General features: G+C 72.8%; 25 protein-coding genes and 1 pseudogene. 23 read left to right on the top strand and 3 right to left on the bottom strand.

Features of this window, described 5'->3' with window-relative positions; genetic code table 11:
* Positions 1-33: 33 nt before the first annotated feature.
* The 19 genes from ACFVU9_RS17575 to ACFVU9_RS17485 all read left to right on the top strand — a co-directional run bounded on the left by ACFVU9_RS17575 (position 34) and on the right by ACFVU9_RS17485 (position 18,110).
* Complete coding sequence (locus ACFVU9_RS17575) at positions 34-162, top strand: hypothetical protein (RefSeq protein WP_387594169.1); 129 nt, start codon at positions 34-36, stop codon at positions 160-162.
* A gap of 227 nt (positions 163-389) precedes the next feature.
* Positions 390-1,403: an NAD(P)H-dependent glycerol-3-phosphate dehydrogenase gene (locus ACFVU9_RS17570; RefSeq protein ID WP_387594167.1), complete on the top strand. Its 1,014-nt coding sequence runs from the start codon at positions 390-392 to the stop codon at positions 1,401-1,403.
* Between the two features lie 70 nt (positions 1,404-1,473).
* Positions 1,474-1,608, top strand: a complete 135-nt coding sequence (locus ACFVU9_RS17565; protein ID WP_387594165.1) for a hypothetical protein — start codon at positions 1,474-1,476, stop codon at positions 1,606-1,608.
* Between the two features lie 162 nt (positions 1,609-1,770).
* Positions 1,771-2,205, top strand: a complete 435-nt coding sequence (locus tag ACFVU9_RS17560) for a hypothetical protein (RefSeq protein WP_387594163.1) — start codon at positions 1,771-1,773, stop codon at positions 2,203-2,205.
* Positions 2,202-4,388: an ATP/GTP-binding protein gene (locus ACFVU9_RS17555; RefSeq protein ID WP_387594162.1), complete on the top strand. Its 2,187-nt coding sequence runs from the start codon at positions 2,202-2,204 to the stop codon at positions 4,386-4,388. Before ACFVU9_RS17560 ends, ACFVU9_RS17555 begins: the two co-directional genes overlap by 4 nt.
* Before the next feature lie 13 nt (positions 4,389-4,401).
* A complete protein-coding gene (locus ACFVU9_RS17550) occupies positions 4,402-5,406 on the top strand; it encodes a replication-relaxation family protein (protein ID WP_387594160.1) in 1,005 nt (334 codons plus the stop codon).
* A gap of 111 nt (positions 5,407-5,517) precedes the next feature.
* Entirely contained in the window at positions 5,518-6,312 is a 795-nt protein-coding gene (locus tag ACFVU9_RS17545; RefSeq protein ID WP_387594158.1) for a hypothetical protein, read from the top strand.
* Positions 6,306-7,232 carry an ATP/GTP-binding protein gene (locus tag ACFVU9_RS17540; protein WP_387594156.1) on the top strand — a complete coding sequence of 309 codons (927 nt, stop codon included), beginning with the start codon at positions 6,306-6,308 and terminating at the stop codon, positions 7,230-7,232. Before ACFVU9_RS17545 ends, ACFVU9_RS17540 begins: the two co-directional genes overlap by 7 nt.
* Positions 7,233-7,256: 24 nt before the next feature.
* Positions 7,257-7,934, top strand: a complete 678-nt coding sequence (locus ACFVU9_RS17535; protein ID WP_387594154.1) for an SAF domain-containing protein — start codon at positions 7,257-7,259, stop codon at positions 7,932-7,934.
* 1 nt (position 7,935) lies between these two features.
* Entirely contained in the window at positions 7,936-8,745 is an 810-nt protein-coding gene (locus tag ACFVU9_RS17530; protein WP_387594152.1) for a hypothetical protein, read from the top strand.
* A 1-nt stretch (position 8,746) separates the two neighbouring features.
* Positions 8,747-10,384 (top strand): CpaF family protein, encoded by a 1,638-nt coding sequence (locus ACFVU9_RS17525; protein ID WP_387594150.1) that lies wholly within the window; start codon positions 8,747-8,749, stop codon positions 10,382-10,384.
* Positions 10,384-11,280 (top strand): type II secretion system F family protein, encoded by an 897-nt coding sequence (locus tag ACFVU9_RS17520; protein ID WP_387594148.1) that lies wholly within the window; start codon positions 10,384-10,386, stop codon positions 11,278-11,280. The genes ACFVU9_RS17525 and ACFVU9_RS17520 overlap by 1 nt, the downstream gene beginning before the upstream one ends.
* A complete protein-coding gene (locus tag ACFVU9_RS17515; RefSeq protein ID WP_387594146.1) occupies positions 11,277-12,164 on the top strand; it encodes a hypothetical protein in 888 nt (295 codons plus the stop codon). The genes ACFVU9_RS17520 and ACFVU9_RS17515 overlap by 4 nt, the downstream gene beginning before the upstream one ends.
* Positions 12,165-12,191: 27 nt before the next feature.
* A complete protein-coding gene (locus tag ACFVU9_RS17510; RefSeq protein ID WP_387594144.1) occupies positions 12,192-12,416 on the top strand; it encodes a hypothetical protein in 225 nt (74 codons plus the stop codon).
* Between the two features lie 6 nt (positions 12,417-12,422).
* Positions 12,423-12,842: a TadE/TadG family type IV pilus assembly protein gene (locus tag ACFVU9_RS17505; RefSeq protein ID WP_387594143.1), complete on the top strand. Its 420-nt coding sequence runs from the start codon at positions 12,423-12,425 to the stop codon at positions 12,840-12,842.
* A complete protein-coding gene (locus ACFVU9_RS17500) occupies positions 12,827-13,303 on the top strand; it encodes a TadE/TadG family type IV pilus assembly protein (protein ID WP_387594141.1) in 477 nt (158 codons plus the stop codon). Before ACFVU9_RS17505 ends, ACFVU9_RS17500 begins: the two co-directional genes overlap by 16 nt.
* Positions 13,303-13,752 (top strand): pilus assembly protein TadG-related protein, encoded by a 450-nt coding sequence (locus ACFVU9_RS17495; protein ID WP_387594139.1) that lies wholly within the window; start codon positions 13,303-13,305, stop codon positions 13,750-13,752. The genes ACFVU9_RS17500 and ACFVU9_RS17495 overlap by 1 nt, the downstream gene beginning before the upstream one ends.
* Positions 13,753-13,759: 7 nt before the next feature.
* Positions 13,760-17,368 carry a LysM peptidoglycan-binding domain-containing protein gene (locus ACFVU9_RS17490; RefSeq protein ID WP_387594137.1) on the top strand — a complete coding sequence of 1,203 codons (3,609 nt, stop codon included), beginning with the start codon at positions 13,760-13,762 and terminating at the stop codon, positions 17,366-17,368.
* Between the two features lie 13 nt (positions 17,369-17,381).
* A complete protein-coding gene (locus tag ACFVU9_RS17485) occupies positions 17,382-18,110 on the top strand; it encodes a prepilin peptidase (protein ID WP_387594136.1) in 729 nt (242 codons plus the stop codon).
* Between the two features lie 77 nt (positions 18,111-18,187).
* Here ACFVU9_RS17485 and ACFVU9_RS17480 read toward each other — a convergent pair whose 3' ends face one another.
* Positions 18,188-18,961, bottom strand: a complete 774-nt coding sequence (locus ACFVU9_RS17480; protein ID WP_387594134.1) for a hypothetical protein — start codon at positions 18,959-18,961, stop codon at positions 18,188-18,190.
* A 273-nt stretch (positions 18,962-19,234) separates the two neighbouring features.
* On the opposite strand from ACFVU9_RS17480, the gene ACFVU9_RS17475 reads away from it, so the two are divergent.
* From ACFVU9_RS17475 to ACFVU9_RS17465, 3 genes are read left to right on the top strand one after another with little or no spacing between them, the layout of a single operon-like run.
* Entirely contained in the window at positions 19,235-19,363 is a 129-nt protein-coding gene (locus tag ACFVU9_RS17475; RefSeq protein WP_387594220.1) for a transposase, read from the top strand.
* The gene (locus tag ACFVU9_RS17470; RefSeq protein ID WP_387594132.1) at positions 19,360-19,524 is read left to right on the top strand and encodes a hypothetical protein; all 165 of its coding nucleotides are present in this window, start codon (positions 19,360-19,362) and stop codon (positions 19,522-19,524) included. The genes ACFVU9_RS17475 and ACFVU9_RS17470 overlap by 4 nt, the downstream gene beginning before the upstream one ends.
* A complete protein-coding gene (locus ACFVU9_RS17465) occupies positions 19,521-20,318 on the top strand; it encodes an IS3 family transposase (RefSeq protein WP_387594130.1) in 798 nt (265 codons plus the stop codon). Before ACFVU9_RS17470 ends, ACFVU9_RS17465 begins: the two co-directional genes overlap by 4 nt.
* 75 nt (positions 20,319-20,393) lie before the next feature.
* On the opposite strand, the gene ACFVU9_RS17460 is transcribed toward ACFVU9_RS17465, so the two are convergent.
* Positions 20,394-20,876, bottom strand: a complete 483-nt coding sequence (locus ACFVU9_RS17460; RefSeq protein ID WP_387594128.1) for an ATP-binding cassette domain-containing protein — start codon at positions 20,874-20,876, stop codon at positions 20,394-20,396.
* 13 nt (positions 20,877-20,889) lie between these two features.
* Positions 20,890-21,063: pseudogene (locus ACFVU9_RS17455) on the bottom strand (ATP-binding cassette domain-containing protein); the annotation flags it as partial.
* Positions 21,064-21,893: 830 nt separating this feature from the next.
* Here ACFVU9_RS17455 and ACFVU9_RS17450 point away from each other — a divergent pair.
* Positions 21,894-22,508, top strand: a complete 615-nt coding sequence (locus ACFVU9_RS17450; RefSeq protein ID WP_387594126.1) for a LuxR C-terminal-related transcriptional regulator — start codon at positions 21,894-21,896, stop codon at positions 22,506-22,508.
* Positions 22,509-22,520 lie beyond the last annotated feature (12 nt).

Genomic DNA, 22,520 nt, shown 5'->3' with positions numbered 1-22,520 from the left:
GCTCGGCCGCGTCCTGGCCCGGGCGGGCACCTGGTGATCACCCGAGCGACGCGCCACAGCGCACACCCGCCCTGGCACGCCCAGATCGACGCCGCCGAACTCGTCCAGGAGCACCTCGACGAGCGGCCCGGTGAGCCCGCAATGTGGGAGCACCTCTACTGACTGTGGATCGAGCGCGCCGACGAGCTACGCCGCGAGCTGGGCCAGGACCCGGCCGAGACGATGCTCCGCGAGGGGCACCGAGTACTGCCCGCGTTGCGCGGGCGCCGGGCCGTCCTGCTGACCCTGCGGCACAGCGGGGACGTTTGGGACGGAGCGGACGGATCGGTCGTGGCCGATAGGATGCCCGCGCCCGGCAGCGGGCCCGTGTCCGGCGAGAGGATCCCCCAGTGCACGAGCAACGTCCCGTCCGTGCGGCGGTGTTCTCGGCCGGGTCCTGGGGCACCGCCATGGCCAAGGTGCTGGCCGACGCCGGCGCCGACGTCGTCCTGCACGCCCGGCGCGACAAGATCGCCCACGCGATCAACACCACGCACCGCAACCCCGGCTACTTCCCCGACGTCGAACTGACCTCCTCCGTGACGGCCACGACCGACCCGGGCGCCGCGCTGGAAGGCGCGGACTTCCTGGTGCTGTCCATCCCCGCGCAGTCCCTGCGCGAGAGCCTCGCCCTATGGACGCCGCACATCGGTCCGGACACGGTGGTCGTGTCGCTGATGAAGGGCATCGAGGTCGGCACCGGGCTGCGGGCGAGCGAGGTCATCACCGAGGTGACCGGCGTCGGCGCGGACCGGGTCGCGGTGCTGTCCGGCCCGAACCTGGCGGCCGAGATCATGGCGGGCCAGCCCGCCGCCGCGACCGTCGCCTGCCCCGACGAAGACGCGGCACACCGCTTCCAGCGGGCCTGCCACACCCCCTACTTCCGGCCCTACACGTCCACCGACGTGATCGGCTGCGAGCTCGGCGGCGCGGTGAAGAACGTCATCGCCCTGGCCGTCGGCATCGCCTCAGGCATGGGCCTGGGCAACAACTCCACGGCCATGCTCATCACACGAGGCCTGGCCGAGGCCACCCGCCTCGCCGCCGCCATGGGCGCCGACCCGACCACCCTTGCCGGCCTGTCCGGCGTCGGCGACCTGGTCGCGACCTGCGCCTCCCCGCTCTCCCGCAACCGCACCTTCGGCACCCACCTCGGCCATGGCCTGAGCATCGAGCAGGCCGCGGCCGCCACCCGGCAGACCACCGAAGGCGTCAAGAGCGCGGAGGCGATCCTCGCCCTGGCCCACGCCCACGGCGTCGAGATGCCGATCACCGAAGTCGTCTCCGCTCTGCTCCACGAGAAGGTCACCCTGGCCGAGGCCGCCGGCGCGCTGATGCAGCGCCCGCCCAAGCCCGAGCGCTGACCCCCGCGGCACCCCCTTGCGGGGGTGTGCCGCCACCGCCTTCGCTCTCCCGCCACGGAGATTCCCACCCATGCACGGATCCGTGCTACCCGCTGCCCAGACCGCCCTGACCCTCGCCTTGACGGGCTGGATGATCACCGGCTTCACCCGCCTGCCCGGCCGCTGGCGCCTCACCCTCGGCAGCTACCTCGCCTTCGCCGGCTGACCCGCTTCGAACGGCCGCCATATAACGGATTGGCAAACCTCTGGCGGGTGATGTCCGGACGGAGCGGTCTGGGCGGCTTGGTCCAGACGAGATATCCGTTGCGAGCCAGGAGGTTGCCGTGCGCCGCCGTCCCGTTCCCCGCACGACCCGTCTGGGGGCGTCGTGATCGCTGCCGACGCTCTCGATTGGGGCACCCAGGCCACCCCGTACCTGGCGGCCGCCGTAACTGCGGGCGGCGGAACGTGGATTTGGGCGGCGCGGCGCCGACTGAGCCGGTGCCGTTCGGCACTGGCTCGGCGGTCGGTGGTCGAGGTCATCCCCACCACCGCATTCGACCCGAGCGAGGGGGAGGTCGCCCGCTTCGGCCGCCACCTGGCCCGCGTCCACCTCGCCGCCGGCAGCGTTCCCGCGCGTGGCTCGGCCGTGCGACTGCACTACAGCTCCGAGGGCGGGCGGATGCACTGCTATCTGGAGGGGCCGGCCGAGGCGGCGGCGGTGCTGGCGATGCCGGGCTTCGCCGGGGTGGAGGTCCGCGTTGCCGGGGCCCGGAGCGCGATCACCCCGGTCCGCTTCGCCGTGGCGAAGGACGCACGGTGAGCGTGTCGACGGTCAGCCTCGCCAAGCCCTCCGGCAGCCAGCCGGACGCCACCGGGCGTGGCGGGCGGCTGTACGTGCAACGGGCCGAGCTGGTCCTGGCGTTCGCCGACCGCCGCCCGCTGGCGGCGCTGGGCCTGACCCCGGACCCGCTGCAGCAGGTCGCCGCCGCCATGGCCTCGGTGCTCGCCGGGACGGGCGAGCAGGCCGACGTGGTGATCGATCTGGTTCCGGTGTCGGAGCAGGCCCTGGCGAGGCGGCGGCGCCGGTTGTTGGCGCAGTCGAGGCGGCGGGGGCCGTCGGCGTACGGGGAGCGGCTGACCGGCGGGCTGTGGGGCACGGGACTGGCTCAGTCGTTCTCGGCGGCCTGGTCCAGCGGAGGATCCGGCCGCGGTGGCACTGGGCAGCGGCTGCTTCGGATGACGGATGTACGCGACGGGGTGGGCAAGTTCGAGCCTGGTTCGGCGGTGTTCGCTCTGCAGCTGCTGCTGCGCACCCGGGCGGCGCACCCGCAGGCGGCGCTCGCGCGGATGCACCAGCTGCTCGCCGCGTTCGCGGTCACCGGCGGTGAGAACTATCTGAAGGCCAGGGTGCCGCGTACCCGGCAGTCGGTGGCGGCGTTCGACCGGCGGTTCGCCAGCGGAGAGTTCGCGCCGAGCCGTCGGCAGTGGGTGACGGTCCCGGAGTTGGCCGGGTTCCTGAAACCTCCGAGCGCGCGCTGCCACGCGGCCGGCGTCGTGCGCTCCGGCGGCCTGGTGCCCCCGGCGCCGGCGGACCTGCCCGTGTACACCGGGCAGCGCGACCTGGTGCCGCTGGGCGCGGTGGTCTACCCGGACGGCGTGGAGCGCATCGGCGCGGCCCGGATCGATGACCTGCTGTTCGCGCTGATGCTCGGAAAGTCGGGGCACGGCAAAACGGAGTCGGCGCTGGTGCAGTGCATCGCGCTCGCGCACGCGGGCTTCGGCACCTGGTTCCTCGACCCGCACGGCGAGGCCTGGGCACGGGCGAAGCCGTACCTGGCGCATCCCCCCATCGCGCCCCGGGTGTGGGAGATCAACCTGGCACGCTCCGAGCCTGACCAGATGGTCGTCTCCTGGAACCCGCTGTCGATGGAGGGCAGATCGCTCGGCGACGTCCAGGAGGTCGTGCGCTCGATCGTGGAAGGCATCGCCGCAGCCCAGGACTGGGGCGACCACGCGCCGCGCGCCCGCACGATCCTCGCGCGTGCCGCCCAGGCCCTGGCGCTGCTCAACCTCCAAGCCGTCGAACACGGTTTCCCCGAGGCACAGTGCACCCTGTTCCAGCTGCGAACCTGGCTGACGGACGAGGACTGGCGCGCCCTGCTGCTGCCGAAGTTGCCGCCCCGGGTGCGGGCCTACTGGGAGAAGACGTTCCCATCCCTGGCCAGAGACGCGGTGCCGACCGTCACCTACGTCATCGACCGCCTCGACACCAGCCGGAGTCTGCAGGCGTTCTTCGGTTCCCCCCGCTCGGCCTACGACGTGCGCCGGGCCATGGACGAGAACCGGATCGTGTTCGTCTGCCCGTCCGGCTCAGAGTCCGACGCCCTCGTCTCGTGCCTGCTCATCCACGACCTGCACCGCGCGGGCCTCTCGCGCCAGGACACCCCGCGCGAGCAGCGCGCCACCTTCTGGGCGTGGGGCGACGAGCTCACCGCCCTGGACGCCTCCAGCAAGGGATTCCTGGCCGCCATCGCCGAGCAACTACGCAAATACGAGGTCCGCTTCACCGGGATGACGCAGATGGCGCTGCGCCTGTCCGCGACCACCCGGCAGGCGCTGCTGCAGAACCAGAGCCTGCTGGCCACCTGCGCCGCCGACTTCGACGAGGCCGCGTTCGTCGCCCGCCGCTGGAACGGCCACATCACCCCCGAGACCATCACCGAGCTGCCGAAGTACCACTACGTCATGTCGATGAACCTGGACGGCCGGCGCACCACCCCCTTTCGAGTGCGTGGTCTGCCCGTTGAGGAGATCTACGCCCACTACGACAACCCGGACGGCATCCCCGATCTCGACCGCGCCATCGACGCCAACCTGAGCCGCCGCACCGTCGACGACATCCTCACCGCCCTTGAGGACCTCGACGGAAGCGTTCTCGCCCACCACCTCGGTCTGCCGTCCGCCCTTCCCTGTGACGGCGACCCGGTCACCATCCTCGACTAGCCCGGAGCAACGCATGCCCTACCCCATCACCGTCGCCCTAGGCGTCGGAGCGATCGCGCAGCAGGCCATGACCGTCCTCTACCAGCACCGTCTGGTTTCCACCGACCAGTTGCACCGCCTCCTGACCCCGCACCACACCCGAGCCGAGTACATGCGCCGCCAGCTTCACCGGCTTCGCATGGCAGGCCTGGCGGACGCGGTCGGGCGGCGCGCCCACGGACAGACGAGCCTGCTGTGGTGGCTCACGGCCAAGGGCGCCCAGGCCGTCGAGGCTGCCGGTCTTCTCCCCTCCCGCCCGTACCGGATGAGCCCGGAAGCCGCCGCCGGCCCCCTCCAGGAACACACCCTGGCCACCGTGGAGACCGGCATCAGCTTCGCTCACTGGGCCCGCAAGCTCGGCCACGACTGCGGCCCCCTCGACTGGTCACCGGAGATCGCCCACTACTTCCGCGAGGAGAGCCGGCCCGGAGAGGACCTCTCCCTCGTACCGGACGCCGTCCTCAGCTACGTCCACACCGACGCCCGGAAGCGCACCTTGCTGACGTTCTTCGTCGAGATCGACCGCGCCACCATGACCGTCGCACGTCTCGCCCACAAGCTCCACGCCTACGCCTGCTACCAGAAGTACGTGCCCCAGGGCGGTGCCCGAACCCCCAGCACCCGGAGGCGCAGTACCAACAGCCCATCCGCACAGGCCTGGCGCAGCCGCTACCCCGTCTTTCCACGACTCCTGATCGTCTTCACCGGCGCCCCCCGGCCTCGCCTGGAGCGGCGCATCGCCGACCTGCGGAGCCTCGCCGCGAGCAATCCGGTGCTGCTGGCCCAACCGCTGCGAGCCGGTGCGACAACTCTCGACCAGCTCCAACGAGTCGGACCGTTCGCCCCGATCTTCACACCGATCCTCGGGTCGGATGATCCCACCGACGCCTGGCTGCACCATGAAGCCATCCCAGCGCTACCGCCCGGTGAACGCGACCGCGACTTCCCCACCAAGACAGCTGCAGCGAAAGGATGTTGAGTCCAATCCCGCCACTCTGGACATCAACTGTCACATCTGCCACAAGAGTTCAGAGAATCGCACAAACGACACGCCAAGTGACCGTAGGAATAAGGCTTGTCCTCTCGTAGTGTGGCCGATGCGACGCAGACGCACGACAGGGGAAAGACGTGCGCAAAGAACGTTGCGGTTACGGCCGACCAGCCGCAGTCGCTCCTGTTCGGATGCGTGACTCAGGGGCCGCAGGCCAGTTACACCGATCGCAGGAACACCCGTACCGCCGCACGGACAACCACTTTCAGCCATGAACGCCCGGGGGATGACATGTATCACTCAACAATGCGCTCGGCCGTCCGGGCGATCCCGGCGGTTACCGGGCTTCTGTGTGCAGCAATGCTGCTCAGTGCATGCGGATCTGCGCCGGATAAGGCAGCAGCCCCACCATCGAACACCCCGGCGAGCGCGTCCTCCACCAGCACCACAATGACGCCGCCGACTACGGCAGATCCCACAGCCGATGCCAAAGCCCAGGTTCTCGCGGCTTACACGGCGTACTGGGCCGAGCAGGTCAAGGCGTACGCCCAGGCCAGCAGCAGCGGCACGGACATCGAGAAGTACGCCACGGACAAGGCACTGGGGACCATCCACATCGACCTCTCGAAGCGGCGGGATCAGGGCATCATCCTCACCGGAGCCCCGACGCATCAGCCCGTAGTGGAGTCGGTCGACACCGCGTCCTCACCGCAAACGGCGACGATCCGCGACTGCCTCGACATCAGCAGCTGGAAGCCCGTCAACAAGGCCAACGGCACACCCTTGGAGGTCACCAACGCGCACCTCCGCTACATCGTCGTCTACACGGCCCGCACCGTCGGCGCGGACTGGAAGATGGCCGATGTCGCCTCGCACCGGGACCAGCCGTGCTGACCAGACGCATGCCCGCAGTCTTCGGCGCGCTGCTCCTGCCTTTCTGGGCCGTCCCAGCCTCGGCCGTCCCGGGCGACGTCGGCACAGACGCCTGCGACGACGCGTACGTGTGCGTGCGCGCCCAGAGCCCAGCCACGCCGACCTCGGGCGCGTCGGGCAAGCCCGCGAGCGCCAGTGCCCCGGACGTCGAGCCTGCGTGCAGCTGGAACGGCATGGTGTGGCCCTGCCACGACAGCGAGCTTGGCTGGTTCAACAGCGCGGACGGCTGTTACTGGCAACAGCTGTCACCCCCGCCTCCGGCCGGGGACCCCTCCTGGGCCGGACACAAGCCCGGCGACGGCGCGGTCTACTCGGTCGCCTGTATGCAGGCCGGAGGCGGCATGTCCTCCGGGCCCAACCAGTGGCTGCAGAACCCGCCGCCCGGCTACGGCGGCGGAGTCGACTTGGCCGCGCTCGCGCAGCAGGCCGTCGACAGGATGCTGCTCACGGGCCCTCAGATCGGCATGGCGCCCGCCCCCGGGACCACCGGGCTGGTGGGCATGCCGGTGTGGATGTGGACCGCGGTCTCCCCGACGGCCTGGGGGCCGAACGCCGCCACCGCCACGGCTGGTGCGGTCACCGTGACCGCCACCGCGCATGCCACGCAGATCGCCTGGTCGATGGGCGACGGGCACGGCGTCACCTGCAGGGGCCCCGGCACCCCCTACGACCCGTCCTATGGCGCCCACCCCTCCCCCGACTGCGGTCACACCTACACCTCTACCTCCGCCCGGCAGGACGGCGGGAAGTTCCACGTCGGCGCCGTGACCACGTGGAAGGTGGACTGGAGCGGCGCGGGACAGCAGGGACAGCTGACGCTCACCCGCACCTCCGCCACCGACGTGGCCGTCGCCGAGGCCCAGGCCGTCGTCAGGCCCTGAGGCCCTGAGCACCGAGGAAAAACCATGACCACCACCCGTCTCCCCCGCCCGGCGCAGCCCCCCGTCTCCGTGCCGGCCGCGCCGCCGGTGCGTCAGCTGCCGGTACGCCGTCGCCGTCCGGCGATGGTCGCGGCCTCGGTCGCGCTGATCGCCGTCGGTTCGCTGTCCGGTGCCTACCTCTACGCCGCGACCGGCCACCGCGCCCCGGTCCTGGCGCTGGCCCGCGACGTTCCGGCCGGGGCTGTGCTGAGCGCCGACGACCTCGTGGAGGCGAAGATCGCCACCGACCCGGCCCTCAGACCGGTCGCGGCCCAGGACCTCAAGACCGTGGTCGGTAAGCGCGCGGTCTCCGCCCTGCCGGCCGGGAGCCTGCTGACCGGGAAGTCCGTCACCGCCGACCCTCTGGTCGGCCCCGGCCAGCAGCTGGTCGCGGTGGCGCTGGAGCCCTCGCGGATCCCGGCCAGCCCGCTCGCCCCCGGCCAGAAGCTGCAGCTGGTACAGGCCCCGAGGGACTCTGCGGCCACCACGGCCTCGCAGGCCCCGGCGGCCCCCGTGACGGCCGTCGTCGTGCGGGTCGGCACGCCCGCGAGCTCCGGGGGGATCGTCGTGGACGTCGCCGCGGCCGCGGCTGACGGAGCGACTCTCGCCCGGTGGAGCGCCCGCGGCGAGGTCGCGGTCCTAGTCCTGCCGGCGGGGAGCTGACATGGCGGTGATCGCCCTCGCCGGGGCGAGCAGCGGGCCCGGCGCGACCACCAGCGCGCTCGCCCTGCTGCTCACCTGGCCGCTGCAGGCCGGACGCAAGGTGCTGCTCGCCGAATGCGACCCCGACGGCGGCTCGGTCGTCGCCGGCTACCTGGAGGGCCGCGTCCCCGGCCCGCACTCGCTCGCCAACCTCCAGGTCGCTGACCGGCTCGGCCGCCTGGAGGCCGGGCTGTGGGAGCAGCTGATCAACCTGTCGGTGCCCGAGATGTCGGCGGACCGACTGCTTCTGCCGGGCCTCAGGCACCCGGCACAGGCCGCCGGTATGGCGCAGGTCTGGCCGCACCTGGCCTCCCTGTTCGGGGCGTGGCACCGGGGGGCGGGCTGCGACGTGCTGGTGGACCTTGGCCGCTCGGGTGCGGCCCAGGGCGCTTCCGCGCTGGCGGCCGGAGCGGACGTGGTCGCGGTCGTGGTGCGCGGCACACTCCGCTCGATCGTGGCGGCGCGTCCGCGGATCGAGGCGCTGCGGGAGCTGGCAGGGGGCCGGGGCGCGCAGAACCTCGGGATTCTGCTGGTCGGCGAGGGGCCGTACGCGGAGCGGGACATCACGGCCCATCTGGGCCTGCCGGTCCTGGCTCGTCTGCCGTTCGACGCGCAGGCGGCCCGGGTGCTGACCCACGGCGGCGAGGGCGGAAAAGGCTTCGTGCGCTCGCCGCTGCTGCGGGAGGCCGCCGGGGTGGGCCGGCGCCTGCAGCAGCTCGCCTGGGCGCGGCAGGAGCAGCTTCTCGCCCCGGCCGTCGGGGAGGTGGTCTGAGGTGGCGGTGCGCGGCAGGCCGCTCTACCCGAGCGTGTACGTGGCGGACCCGGCCGCCGGGCGGACGGTGCCGGCGGGCGCGTCGGCGGATCCGGGGGCGGCCCCGGTGTGGGCCGCACCGGTTCCCCCGGCCCCGGCCGCCTACCCGGCGCCGCCCGCGGTCCCGGCTCCGGGCACCGTCGCGGCGGCGGTGCGGCCCGGCCCGGTCGCACCGGCGCCCGCACGCCCGGCGGCTGCGGTGCTCGGGGGCCGGGCGGTGCGCTGGGAGTGGTCGACGGTGCGCGGGCTGCGGCGCGAGCTCGCCGACCGCCTGGCCCCGGAGTTTCAGGCCTACAAGGAGAGCCGGGGCGCGGAGATGCCCGGTGAGGACGCCGAGCAGCTGGGCCGGTCCCTGATCAGCGACCTGGTCGCTCGGTGGGCGGCGGACTACGCGACGGCCCGTCAGGTCTCCCCTACCCCGGCCGACGAGCGCTCGCTCGGGCAGGCGGTGTTCGACGCCCAGTTCCGCCTCGGACGGATCCAGCCCTACCTGGACGACCCGGAGCTGGAGAACCTGATGATCAACGGCTGCGACGACGTGTGGGCGGACTGGGCCGGGCGCCCTCGGCGCAGGGTGGATCCGGTCGCCGACAGCGACGAGGAGCTGATCGAGTTCCTGCAGCTGCTGGCGCGCCGTCACGGGCAGGGCGAGCGCTCCCTGTCGAAGGCGAGCCCGATGCTGGCGCTCGCCCTTCAGGGCGGCTACCGGCTGCAGGCGATGACCCAGGTCACCCCGCGCCCGTACGTGACGATCCGCCGCCAGCGGGTGCGCGACATCACCCTGGAGGACCTGGTCGGCTCCGGCACGATCGACACCGCGCTGCTGGCGCTGCTGCGCGCGGCGATGCGCGCGGGAAAGAACATCATGGTCACCGGCACCCAGGGCGTCGGGAAGACGACGATGCTGCTCGCGCTGGCACGGGAGATCGACCCGGACGAGCGGATCGGCACCTTCGAGACCGAGTCGGAGCTGTACCTGCACCGGATCGGGCACCTGCGCCAGGTCGTGCCGATGGAGGCCCGCGAGGGCAACGGCGAGCGCGGCGCGGACGGCCGGGAGGTCGGGCGGATCACCATCTCCGACCTGATCGCCCCGTCCCTGCGCATGAACCTACGCCGCATGATCGTCGGCGAGGTCCGCTCGGCGGAGATCGTGCCGATGCTGCAGGCCATGTCCGGCGGCGAGGGCGGATCGCTGTGCACGATCCACGTCCGCCGGCCGGACGCCGTCTTCGCCCGCATCGCGCAGCTGTGCCTGGAGCACGGCAGCTCCGGGATGACCCAGGAGCTGGCCTACCTGATGGCCGCGAACGCGCTCGACCTCGTCGTGCACATCCGGATGGTCGACGAGTCCGCGGTCGGCGGCGGCCGGCACCGCTTCGTCCAGCACGTCCTGGAGGTCACCGGCATCGGCGAGCGCGGCGGCCACCCCGCCTACAACACGATCTTCGCGCCCCGGCGCGGCGAGCCGCGGGCGGTGCCCACCGGGGTGCTGCCGGCCTGCCTGGACGAGCTGGAGGCCGCCGGGTTCGACCCGGCGTGGCTGTCCACCGCCGGCGTCTGGGCCAAGCCGCTCGCCACCGTCAGCACGGTGATCTGATGGGCGTCCTGATCGCCGCGTTCGCCGGGATGTGCCTGCTGCTGGGCGCGGCCGGGCTGACGGCCGGCCTGCGCGGCACGACCGCGCCGCCCCGGCCCCGGCGCGCCCGCGTCGCCCGTCCGCCCAGGGCCCGGAGCCGCCTGCGGATCCAGGCCGCCTGCGCCGCAGGCTCCTTCGTGCTGGTGTGGCTGGTCACCGGCTGGCTGCCCTCGGCCGTGGTGATCGCCGCCTCGGTGTTCTTCCTGCCGTGGCTGTTCGCCCCGAACAAGACGGCCACGGAGCGGATCGAGCGCCTGGACGCCCTCGCCCAGTGGACCAAGCGCCTGGGGGACCTGGTGCGGGTGGGCATCGGCATCGAGGAGGCGATCGGCGCCTCGCTTCGCACCGCCCCGGCACCGATCGCCCGCGAGGTCGCCGACCTGGCGGCCCGTCTGCAGGCCCGCTGGGACCCGAAGGACGCGCTGCGCGCCTTCGCCCGCGAGCTCGCCGACCCGCAAGCCGACCTGGTCGCCACCGCCCTCGCGCTGCGCATCAAGGACCGCGGCCCGGGCCTGGCGCAGGTGCTGTCCGACCTGGGCCGGCGCACCGCCGACGTGGTGCGCCGGCGGCGCGACGTCGAGGCCGACCGCGCCAAGTCCCGCACCACGGCGCGCTGGATCTGCTGTATCACCGTCGTGGTCATCGCCGGGTTCTCGTTCAACCGGGAGTACCTCGCGCCCTACAACACCTTCCCGGGGATGATCGTCCTGTTGCTGCTGCTCGCCGCCGTGGTCGGCCTGTTCGCGTGGATGCACCGGCTCGGTGGCACGCCGCCGCAGCCGGGCTTCCTGGAGGACGGCGAGCACACCGCCGGAGCGGCGCCACACGCCACCAGGCCCCGGACGGTGGCCCGGTGAGCCCCTTCGCCCTCATCGCCGGCGCCCTGCTCGGCGCGGGCCTGGCCCTGCTGCTGCGCGAGCTCGTCCCGGCCCCGCCCGACCTAGGCGCGGTGCTGGAGGCCATCGACGCCGCCCCCGCCCAACACGCGCAGGACGCCCCTGCAGAGAGCGTGCCGTGGTGGGAACGGGCCGGCGCCACCGCCGCCGTACGGTTCGCCGGTGTGCTACGCCTGCCGCTGCGCGACCTCGACCTGACCGGCCAGTCCGTCGGCAACTTCGTCGCCGCGAAGGCGACGATGGCCGCTGGCGGGCTGCTGCTGCCCTCCCTGCTGACCGCCATCCTCGTCCTCGGCGGCTGGGGCATCGGCTTCACCCTGCCCGCGCTCACCGGGCCCGCCATCGCGGCCGCGGGCTGGTTCGTCCCCGACCTCGCGCTGCGCGACAAGGCCAAACGCGCCCGGGAGGAGGCAACCACCGCCGTCGTCGCCTACATGGAGCTCGTCGCCATGGAGCGCGCCTCCGACGCCGGCGCCGCCGACTCCCTGGAGCGCCCCGCCGACGTCGCCGACGGCTGGGTCTTCCAGCGTATCCAGCAGGCCCTGCTGCGCGCCCGCCTGGACCGCGAACCACCGTGGGAGGGCCTGCGCGCCTTCGGGCGGGACACCGGCGTCACCGCCGCCGAGGACATCGCCGACATCGTCAGCATCTCCGGGCGCGACGGCGCCGCCATCTACGACACGCTGCGCGCCCGCTCCGAGAGCCTCGCCGGAGAGCTGGCCGCCGCCGAACAGGCCCGCGCGAACGCCGCCACCGAGAGCATGGCCGTGCCCCTGACCCTGCTCTCCATGGTCCTCCTGTGCTTCTTCGCCTTCCCCGCCCTGATCCGCATGTTCCTCATGTAGCCACGCCCGAAGGGAAACCCTCGACCGATGCACCGCCTGCAGCACATCCCCCTGCGCGCCTCGATCTGGACCGCCACCACCGCTCGACGCCTGCGCGCACGCCTGGAGGCCGCCCGCGCCGAGCCCGACCGCGGAGACGTCAACATCCCCACCGTCATGTGGATCGTCGCCGGGGTGATCTTCGCCGTCGCCGCCGTCGCCGCGTTCAAAGCCCTCGCCGACAAACACCTGGGCGACCTGAAGGGACTGTAGGTACCGGTGATACTGACGCCCGTCCACGCACTCGCCCGGCTGGTGCACCGCCGCGCCGCACTGGGCGATACGGGCGACGCCAGCCTCCAGATGGTCATCTGCTTCCCCGCTGTCCTCTTCCTGCTGCTCATGGTCGTCGAGGGCTGCAACGTGTACCTGGCCAAGGAGGCCGCGACGACCGCCGCCCGCGAAGGCGTCGCAAGCGCCCGCGGCTACGGCGCCGGCCCCGACGCCGGCGTCCAACGCGCCACCACCGTCCTGGCTCGCCTGGACGGCACCCTCAACCACGGCACCGCCAGCCGCGAGGGCTCCACCCCCGACCAGGTCCGCATCACCATCCGCGGCCAGGCGCCGTCCCTGCTCGGACTCACCATCAACATCACCGAGCAGGCAAGCGGACCGGTCGAGAAGTGGACGACCCCGTGACAGGCACTGCTCCCGCGACGGACAGGACGGCAACACGTCGGCGACGCAACAGGGGCGACGAGGGAAGCGCCGCGATCGAGTTCACCCTCTGGGTGCCGGTGGCCCTCCTGCTGCTGGCCGTCGCCCTCGCCGGCGGGCGCATCATCATGGCCGGCAATGCCGTCGACGCCGCAGCAGCCGACGCCGCCCGCGAGGCCTCCCTGGCCCGCAACGCCTCCGAGGCCGCCGACCGCGCCACCGCCGCCGCCCGCCAGACCCTCGGCGACCAGCACCTGCACTGCGCCGCCGTCGACATCCGCGTCGACACCTCCGGCTTCGCCTCCCCCGTCGGCCAGTACGGCGCCGTCACCGCCACCGTGCACTGCCGCGTGAACCTGTCCGACCTCGGCATCCCGACCGGCGGCGGCAAGGACATGAAGTCCTCCTTCACCTCCGTCATCGACCGCTGGAGGGCCCGCTGATGCCCCGCCCACTCCGCAGCCGGCCCGCCGACGACCGCAGGGACGAAGGCAGCATCACCCTGTGGTGGGTCATCACCCTGGCCGGGGCCCTCATCATGATCGGCCTGGTCGTCGACCTCGGCGGCAAGCTCCGCTCGATCGAGTACGCCGACTCCCTCGCGGCCGAGGCCGCACGCGCCGGCGCCCAGGCCGTCGACCCCGGCAAGGCGGTCTCCGGCCAGGACATCGTCATCGACCCCGCCCGGGCCGTCGCCGCCGCCACCGACTACCTCGCCCGCGCCGGCGTCGCCAGCACCGTCACCCCCGGGACCGACGGCACCAGCATCACCGTCCACGTCACCGTCCGGCACAAGACCCTCTTCCTCCAGGCCCTCGGCATCGACACCCTCCAGGCCGACGGCCACGCCGGCGCCACCCTCCTGCACGGCGTCACCGCACCCGAAGGCTGACCGACCGATGAATACCCTGCGCCGCCTGGCCACCGTCCTGCGCGCCCTCGCCGCCCTGCTGGTCCTGCTCGCCCTGCTCGCCGGACTGCCCGCCCTGCTGTGGCTGTTCACCACCACCCTCCTGCCCCACGGCGTCAGCCCCTCCGAGCTCACCGGACTGCTGACCCGGCACCAGAACGTCGGCACCCCCCTGCTCGCCGTGCTCCTCGCCGCCGGCTGGACCGCCTGGGCCGCGTTCACGGTGTGCGTCCTGCTGGAGATCCCCGGCCAGCTCTCCGGCCGCCCCGCCCTGCGGCTGCCCGCCCTCGGCGGCCCGCAGCGCCTGGCCGCCTTCCTCGTCGGCGCCGTGCTCGTCGCCCTGCCCACCGGCAACGCGCTCGCCTCCCCCACCCCCGCGCACGCCGCCGCCCGCCCCCTCGTCGCCGCCACCGCCTCCCAGGCCCCGGCCCCCGCGGCGGCCGTGCCCTCACCGGCCGAGAACACCACGCCCCCGCACGGCTCCGTCCACACCGTCCAGGACCGCGACAGCCTGTGGTCGATCGCCGAGGACCGGCTCGGCGACGGCACCCGCTGGCGGGAGATCGCCGCCCTCAACACCGGCCGCACCATGGCCGACGGCACCGTGTTCAGCCCGGACGTCATCCAGCCGGGCTGGACCCTCCTGCTGCCCGAGAACGCCACCCCCGCCCCCGCGCCGGCCACCAACGCCGGCCCGGCCCAGGCCGCTCCGAACACCGGCACCACCACCGCCACGCAGGAGTCCGGCTGGCCGACCCACACCGTCCAGGGCCCCTCCGAGACGCTGTGGGACCTGGCGGTGCGCCACCTCGGCGACGGACAGCGCTGGCCGGACATCACCGCCCTCAACCCCACGCTCGCCACCACCCCGCCCGACCAGGCCCTCCCGGACGGCACCGTCCTCAACCTCCCCGCCGACGCCCGCCCCGCCGGCCCCACCGCCACCACGCCCGCCGCCGTCCCGGCGCAGCCCGCCCCCGGCCCCGCTCCGGCCGGGACCGCCCACGTCACCGTGCGGAAGGGCGACAGCCTGTGGTCGATCGCCGAACACGAACTGGGCGACGGCACCCAGTGGCCCCGGGTCTTCACCGCCAACGAGGGCACGCCTCAGCCCGGCGGCGGGCACTTCACCGACCCCGACCTCGTCTACCCCGGCCAGGTCCTCGACCTCCCCCCGGCCGCGTCGGCCCCGCCCGCGGACGCCGAGCCCTCCGCGACCGTCCCGGAGGCCTCCGCCACGCCCGCACCCGCGCCCGCTCCGACGGCCCCGGGTGCCGATACCGGCCGCCGCCAGGACGCCCCCGCGGCCCAGGGCCGGCCCGCACCGGCCACCTCAGCCTCTGCGGCTCCCACCGGCCAGGCGCCGTCCGTGCCCGACCGCCCGGCACCCGCGACCAGCGCCCCCGGCGATCCCGGACCGAGCGCCTCCGCCATGCCCACGCAGGAGAGCCGGCAGCACCTGCTCGTCCCCGCCGCGGCCTTCGCCGGCGCCGGCGCCCTGGCCGCTGCCTTCATCGGCGTCCTCGCGCTGCGCCGCCGCCTCCAGCAGCGCCGCCTGCGCCCCGGGCGCCACATCCCCCTGCCCACCGGCCGTGCCGCCGCCACCGAGCAGTCCCTGCGCGCCGCCCAGCGCCCGGGCGGATTCGACCTGCTCGACCGGGCCCTACGCAGCCTCGCGCTCAACCTCGCGGCCCAGGGCCGCGCCCTGCCCGCCCTGGACGCCGTCGTACTGAGCGAGTCGCGTGTCGACCTCCACCTGGCCGACCACACCGTCCCGGCGGAGCCGTTCACCGCCACCGCCGAGCGGCTGTGGACCTGCCCGGCCACCAGCGCCGGCCTCGCCGACGACGAGCGCCTCGCGGAGGCCGACGCCCCCTACCCGGCCCTGGTCTCCATCGGCCGTGACGCCCGCGAGCGCCTGGTCCTCGTCGACCTGGAGCACGTCGGCGTCCTCCACCTGGACGGCGACCCGGCCACGGCCCGGTACATGCTGCAGGCCGTCGCCGTCGAGCTCGCCACCAGCCCGCTGCCCGCGCACCTGGACGTCGAGATCCTCGACGCTTCGGCCCCCGGCCTGGAACGGGCGGTCCCGGAGCGGGTCCACCGCGCCGCCGACCCGGCGCAGGCCGTCGAGCGGCTGCTCGACCACGCCGCCGGCCAGCACCGCGCCCTGGCCGCCGTCGGCGCCGGGTCCCTGCGGGCCGCGCGGCTGGCCGACGCCTCCGACTCCTGGTCCCCTCGGATCCTCCTGGCCGCCGCCCTGCCCGACGGCGAGAACGGCGACCGGCTGCTCACCGCCCTCACCGACCGGCCCCGCACCGCTGCGGCGGTCGTCACCGCATCCGCCCCGCCCCTGCCGGGCCGCGGCTGGACGCTGCACTGCCCGCCCGACGCGTCCGCAGTCGTCCTGCCGGGCTCCCAGCTCCCCGTCACCCTCCAGGGCCTGACCGACGAGCACTTCGCCGACGCCGTCGGTATCCTCGCCCTCGCCGCCGACCCCGCCGACGTCCCTGCGCCCGGCTGGCTCACCGACCCCGGCGAAGCCGGCGGACAACCGCTGGCTCTCCCCGCCGTCGAGGGGGCCTGCGACGCGCTGCCCGCCGAGTACGCCGAGATGGAAGACGAACTCGCCGACACCGACGAACACCCCGAGCCCGCAGAGCACGAACCCGCGCAGCCCTTCCGCGCACCGGTCCCGCGCCCGCACACACCCGCCCCACCGGTCCCCGCCGGGCCGACGCTCGCCGACATCCTCTCCGGCGAGGACGACCACCCGGCCCCGCCCCCGAGCCCGGCCCCCTCCCGGCGTTCCCTTCCCGCCCCCGAACCCGAGCCGGCTCCCGACGGGCCGTCCGTCCTGCTGCTGGGCCCCGTCGCCATCGAGAACGCCGCCGGCCAGGTCGACTCCAACCGCCGCCGCACCGCCACCGAGCTCATCGCCTACCTCGCGATCAACCCCGGCGCCGACCACCACGCCATCGACGCCGCCCTGTGGCCCGGACAACTCGTCAGCAAACAGGTCCGCAACGCCGCCATCTCCCGCGCCCGCTCCTGGCTCGGCACCACCCCCGACACCGGCCTCCACCTGCCCCGCGTCCAGGACACCGACGACAACCGCTACCGCCTCGCCGACACCGTCGACTGCGACTGGAACCGCTTCCTCCACCACTACCGCACCGGCCTGGCCGACACCGGCGAGGACGGCAACCTCGCCCTGCGCCGCGCCCTCGCCCTCGTCCGCGGCCGCCCCTTCGCCGCCATCGACCCCACCCGCTACGCCTGGGCCGAACCCACCATCCAGACCATGGTCTCCGCCATCACCCACGCCGCCCACGAGCTCTCCACCCGCCGCCTCGACGCCGCGGACGTCCCCGGCGCACTCTGGGCCGCCCGACAGGGCCTCCTCGCCGGCGAGGAGAACGAGACCCTCCACCGCTGCCTCTTCCGCGCCCACCATGCCGCAGGCGACACCGACGCCCTGCGCACCGCCGCCGCCACCCTCGCCCGGATCAACAGCAAACTCGGCGACCTCGACATGGAAGCCGAAACCGCCGCCCTCCTCCACCAGCTGCTCCCCCACCCCCTCACGACCCGCTGACCAACGGACCCGCATGCCCCTCACCCACCTCGCCACCGGCGCCGCGGCCGGCGCCCTCACCGGCGCCCTGGCCGTCCGCCCCCTCGCCTTCCACTACACCGCCCCCACCAGCCACCCACTGCCCCGCCGCACCTGCCCCCACTGCGACCACCCCCTGAACGCCACCCGCCCCCGCGACCTGCGAGCCATCAGCCTCACCCGCCGCTGCCCCCACTGCACCACCCGCATCGGCCCCGCCCCGCTGCTCCCCGAAGCCCTCGCCGCCGTCGGCTTCGCCGCCGCCCTCCATGGCGGCGGCGGGCCGTGGGTGACCGCCGCGCAGCTGTGGCTGGCGACCATCGGAGCGGTACTCGTCATCACCGACGCCTCCGTCCGACGCCTGCCAGACCACCTCACCGCGGCCGCGTCCGTCGGCACCGCGCTGTCCCTCGGGGCCGCCACCGCCAGCGGTGCCAACGGCTCGCCGATCCGCGCCGCCGAGGCAGCCGCTATTACCAGCGCGGTCTTCTTCATGCTCCTCCTCGCCGGCGGCCTCAGCATGGGCGACCTGAAAGTAGCCCCGCCGCTGGCCACCGTCCTGGGCTGGCATAGCTGGAGTTCTGTGTTCTGGGGCCTCGTCGCAGCTTTCACACTCGGTGCTGCCCACGCCGCTGTCGTGCTGGGCAACAACATGCGACAACGGCGGATCGCATTCGGCCCCGCACTGATCATCGGCACTCTTGCCGTCACTGCCATCTACTGAGCAGCGACCGCCTCCAGGATTACCCACCGCAGCCAGGCCCCAGGCCGTCGACCTTGATCAAGTTGATCAAGGTCGGATCATTCGTCATATTCCGGCTCCACGGGCACGCCCCAGGCGGCTGGCTCGTAAACCACAATCGCCCAGCGCTCGACTGCCCCGCTGATCTGCTTACAGGACCGGTCGGTGACGCTAACCTCTTGCTGGAGGCCCGGGTGATGGGGATGCGTAGGTCTTGAGGCTGCGGGCGTGTGCTGTGGTTCACAGTCCGTCCCCTTGTTAGCTTGCTGTCGGCGAGGCCAGCTGCGACTGAAGCTGCGCAGCGTGGCGTGCTGCGTACAGGTTTCCCAGGTCGGCCCCGACCGCAGGTACCGCTCCAGGGCTTCGGGTAGCCGCCGCACTTCGCGGAGAAGGTCGGCCATCTCCCGCACCGCTCGTCGGTCTCCTCTCTCCACCCGTTGACCGAGCCAGCTGAATGCCCGGTCCAGACGGCCGCAGTCCCACAGCATCCACTCAGCCTCCCGGTAGGCGTCGCGCTCCCGAAGATCGGCGGCCTTCGTGAACGCAACCAGGGCTGCCTCGACCTCGCCCCTGCCCGGGTGCAGCACCCCGATGTGCACCAGCGACGCCGCGTCGCCCTGGTCGGTTGCCTTCCCGTACCCCAGCAGTGTCTCCTCCACACAGTCCGCCATCCAGAACAGGGCCGCAGCCTGATGCATCGCCACCGTGTCGCCCTGCTCCGCCGCCTGAAGATAGAACCCCAGCGGCTCTTCCCGCCGGCCCTCCGACAGCAGTAGATCGGCCAGCGGCCTCGCGCTCAGGCCGTCGCCCTTCTGCACCGCCGCCCGGTACATCAGGATCGCCTCGTCGTCGTGGCCCAGCGACTGGAGCCGTTCCCCGCCCTCCCTCCAGGCCCCTACATCACCGGCGACCCCGGCCTGTGAGTAGAAGGTGACGGCTCAGGCCACATCCCCTGTCGCCCACAGGACATAGGCGGTCTCGCGCAGGGCGCCCATGTCCCCCGCCACGGCCCGCCCCGCAGTGAAGTTCCACCCTGCAGCTGGACACCTGGAGACTGGGACGTGTGAGCCTGGGGGAAGCAGTTTCACGTGGGAAGCAACAGCAACATGAGTAAGCGGTACACAGCGGAGTTCAAGCGGGACGCAGTCGCGCTTGTCCGCTCTTCTCCGCACCGGAATGTCACCGAGATAGCCCGGGAGCTGGGGGTCAGCCCGGAGGGGCTGCGGGGCTGGTGAAGCAGGACCGCACGGACCGGGGCGAGGGCCGGCCCGGCGAGCTGACGAGCCCCGAGCGCAAGGAACTCGCCCGGCTGCATCGGCAGAACCTCGAGCAGCAGAAGACGATCGAGATCCTCCGCAAGGCGGCCGCCTATTTCGCGGCCGAGACGAATCGGTGATCCGCTTCCGTTTCGTTGAGGACCACCACGGCGCCTTCGGCGTCAAGCGGATCTTCCGAGCACTGGGGATCGCCCGCTCCTCGTTCTATGCGTGGCGGGCTGGCGAGCAGGCCCGACGCGTCCGCGAACGGGCCGAGGACCTGCTCGCCACCGAGATCACGGTGATCCATCTCGCCTCCCGGGGCGCTTACGGCGTCCCGCGCACCCACGCGGAACTTCGCCGCCAGGGCCGAGCGGTGAACCGGAAGAAAGTGGAGCGGATCATGCGCGAGCGTGGCATCGCCGGCGTCACCCGCCGCCGTCGACGCGGTCTGACCCGTCAGGCTCGCAAACCGGCGTTCGCACCGGACCTGATCGGGCGCGACTTCATCGCACCGCGCCCGGGCATGCGGCTGGTCGGCGACATGACGTTCCTGCCGACCGAGGAGGGCTGGCTCTACCTGGCGACCTGCATCGACCTGGCCACCCGTGAGGTGGTCGGTTACGCAATGGCCGACCACCGCCGCGCCGAACTGCCGGTGGCCACACTGGGGATGGCCGCCGGTCGAGGTGCTCCGGAACGCGGATGCGTCTTCCACACGGACCACGGCAGCGAATATACGTCGAGTGAATTCCTCTCTGAAATAACCAAGTTGAACATGAGGCAGTCGATGGGACGAGTCGGATCCTGTTACGATAACGCCGCCGCCGAGAGCTTCTTCGCCATACTGAAGGAGGGAGATCGGCACCCGGGTCTGGCCCGACCGCGCCACCGCCCGGGCGGAGGCCTTCTCCTTCATCGAGACCTTCTATAACCGCAGGCGGCTACGCAAACACCCCGAGTGGGGCTACCTCACGCCGCTCGAGACCCGCCAGCGGCTCCGGCAAGGTCACAGCCTCGCGGCGTAGAGACAACGTGTCCAGCCGCGGGGTGGAACTTCAGCCGGCTGAGGGGTCGTCGTGCCGGTCAGGTCGATGGTAGTTGTCCGGGTGCCAGGGAGCAGGGTGAGGTCTTGGTCCTGTAGGGCGAGAACGGGTGCCGAGTCGGGCAGGGCTTTGCGTATGGCGCGCAGGAGGGCGTCAGCGGTCGGGTTGCCGAGGGCGGCGGTGGGTTCGTCGAAGAGCGGGATGCGGGGCCGGCGCAGGACCGCGCGGGCGTTGGCGAGGCGGCGGCGCTGTCCTTGGGAGAGCGCGCGGCCGGCGGGGCCGACCGGGGTGTCCCGGGGCAGAACGGCGAGGCCGACCACGGCCAGGGCGGCACACAACTGCTCCGGGTCGGCGAGGGGTGCGGCCGGGCACAGGTTCGCCGCAATGGTGGTGTCGGCGAGCCGGCCGTCGGGCCTCGACCAGGGTGAGCGCCTCGGCGACCGCATCGGCGGGCAGGTCCGCGACGGGGGCGGCGCCCAGCAGCGCCCGGCCCGAGGCGGTCGGTAGCCGTCCGGCCAACTGGGCGAGGAGGGTGGACTTCCCACTGCCATTCGGGCCGGTGACGACGACCAGCCGGGGCACGCGGACAGTGAACGAGAGGGGCCGGCCATCGTTGGCGGTGGGCAGGTCCACGGCGCTGAGCACCGGGTCGCCGCGGATCGGCGCGGGCGGCTGCCGGTCGGCGGTGGTCGCGGCGAGCGGGCCGAGACGCGTAGCCGCCTCCTGGGTGGCGGCCAGGTCCTGGAGCGGCCGGGCCCTGTCCTTCTTCCATCACGCTCGTTCTCCCGGGGCGCCCGGGCTGCTCGCTCCCCGGGCTGCCCAAGGCTATCGCCCGTCAGGCCCTCCTTGGAGGCCCTGGAGCACCGCGCCCCTGCCAGGGTCCTCACACAGCCGTGCTCCCCGCCACCTGACGAACCGCTGGTCAGGCACGGTGATCTGACCGCGCGACCCGGTCATGCGCAGCACGACATCGAGGACCGAGTCCGGGTCGGCGGCGTAGCTGTGTGCGAACCACGGCATGTGGCCGTTCTCCGACCGGGGGCGCGTCCCCTGTGCCATACGCACACCACGCCGATAACGCGGCGGCAGGCCTATAACTTTCATGCCCTGTCCAGCCGACCCACGGGCCGTGCCGCGGCGCTCCGGCAAGCCGACGTCGCGCTGGCGCGGGTGATAACCGACGGTGGTTCGAAACGGCAACAGCCTTGCGAGCGAAGCCCGGTTGTGATGACTATGAGGGGCTGGAATGCTCGGCGTTCCAGCGCCTCCGCCGCGTTCCGGCCCATGCGCACAGGCCTGCCGCGGCGGAGAAGCCAACTCCATTTCGGTGCGAGATCGCACCGCCGCACCGACACTCTCATGGCGTGCGCTTCTCTCGTGACAGATCGTCAAAGATCTTTGATTGCCGCTGAATCAATTCGCAAGGGAGTCAGGTTGTCCACCAGGGAGGGTACGAGGCAGCCATGGATCTCATCTCGGTACGGATCCACACCAATGATCCGATCGTTCGGGCCGGGGTGTCGAGCGAGCTCCTCCGCTTTCCCCACATCTGCGTCACGGATGGCGGGTCACAACCCGTCGGTGTGAATCTCGTGGTGTCCGCCACCCTCGACGAGTCGACAGCCAGGCTGCTCAGGAAGCTGAACCAGGCCGCTCCCCCGCACACAGCCCTCCTGCTCGACCGGTTCGACGACGCCGATCTCGCCCTGGCCGCCGCCACGGGAGTTCTGGCCCTCCTCCCGCGCACACAGGCCGATCCGGACAGGCTCGCCGGCGTCATCAGCGCGGTGTCCCGTGGTGAGGCGGACATCCCCGGCGATCTGCTCAGTCATTTGCTCAACCAGGTCTCCAGGATGAACTCGCAGTCCCAGCGGAGACCGGCGATCGACGTCCTGACGGAACGCGAAAGGCTCTTCCTGTCTCTGTCCGCGGACGGCCTCTCCAACACCGAGATCGCCCTCAAGGTCGGTTTCTCGGAGCGAACCGTCAAGAGTGTCTTCAGCGTTCTCATCACCAGGCTCGGTCTTAACAACAGGGTCCAGGCCGTGGCCTGGGCCATCAGAGAGGGGCACATCTGAGGCCCCAGGCCG

This window comes from Kitasatospora sp. NPDC057936, from assembly GCF_042887525.1.
Classification (GTDB): domain Bacteria; phylum Actinomycetota; class Actinomycetes; order Streptomycetales; family Streptomycetaceae; genus Kitasatospora.
The sequence above is the reverse complement of the archived record's forward strand: the minus strand, read 5'-3'. Positions and strand labels throughout refer to the sequence as shown.

Coding starts and splice junctions, on each gene's coding strand:
- ACFVU9_RS17530 (WP_387594152.1), top strand. CDS start 7,936: ATGGCGGTGATCGCCCTCGCCGGGGCGAGCAGCGGGCCCGGCGCGACC.
- ACFVU9_RS17510 (WP_387594144.1), top strand. CDS start 12,192: ATGCACCGCCTGCAGCACATCCCCCTGCGCGCCTCGATCTGGACCGCC.
- ACFVU9_RS17480 (WP_387594134.1), bottom strand. CDS start 18,961: ATGTACCGGGCGGCGGTGCAGAAGGGCGACGGCCTGAGCGCGAGGCCG.
- ACFVU9_RS17490 (WP_387594137.1), top strand. CDS start 13,760: ATGAATACCCTGCGCCGCCTGGCCACCGTCCTGCGCGCCCTCGCCGCC.
- ACFVU9_RS17450 (WP_387594126.1), top strand. CDS start 21,894: ATGGATCTCATCTCGGTACGGATCCACACCAATGATCCGATCGTTCGG.
- ACFVU9_RS17460 (WP_387594128.1), bottom strand. CDS start 20,876: ATGCGGTCGCCGAGGCGCTCACCCTGGTCGAGGCCCGACGGCCGGCTC.
- ACFVU9_RS17520 (WP_387594148.1), top strand. CDS start 10,384: ATGGGCGTCCTGATCGCCGCGTTCGCCGGGATGTGCCTGCTGCTGGGC.
- ACFVU9_RS17495 (WP_387594139.1), top strand. CDS start 13,303: ATGCCCCGCCCACTCCGCAGCCGGCCCGCCGACGACCGCAGGGACGAA.
- ACFVU9_RS17475 (WP_387594220.1), top strand. CDS start 19,235: ATGAGTAAGCGGTACACAGCGGAGTTCAAGCGGGACGCAGTCGCGCTT.
- ACFVU9_RS17485 (WP_387594136.1), top strand. CDS start 17,382: ATGCCCCTCACCCACCTCGCCACCGGCGCCGCGGCCGGCGCCCTCACC.
- ACFVU9_RS17550 (WP_387594160.1), top strand. CDS start 4,402: ATGCCCTACCCCATCACCGTCGCCCTAGGCGTCGGAGCGATCGCGCAG.
- ACFVU9_RS17535 (WP_387594154.1), top strand. CDS start 7,257: ATGACCACCACCCGTCTCCCCCGCCCGGCGCAGCCCCCCGTCTCCGTG.
- ACFVU9_RS17565 (WP_387594165.1), top strand. CDS start 1,474: ATGCACGGATCCGTGCTACCCGCTGCCCAGACCGCCCTGACCCTCGCC.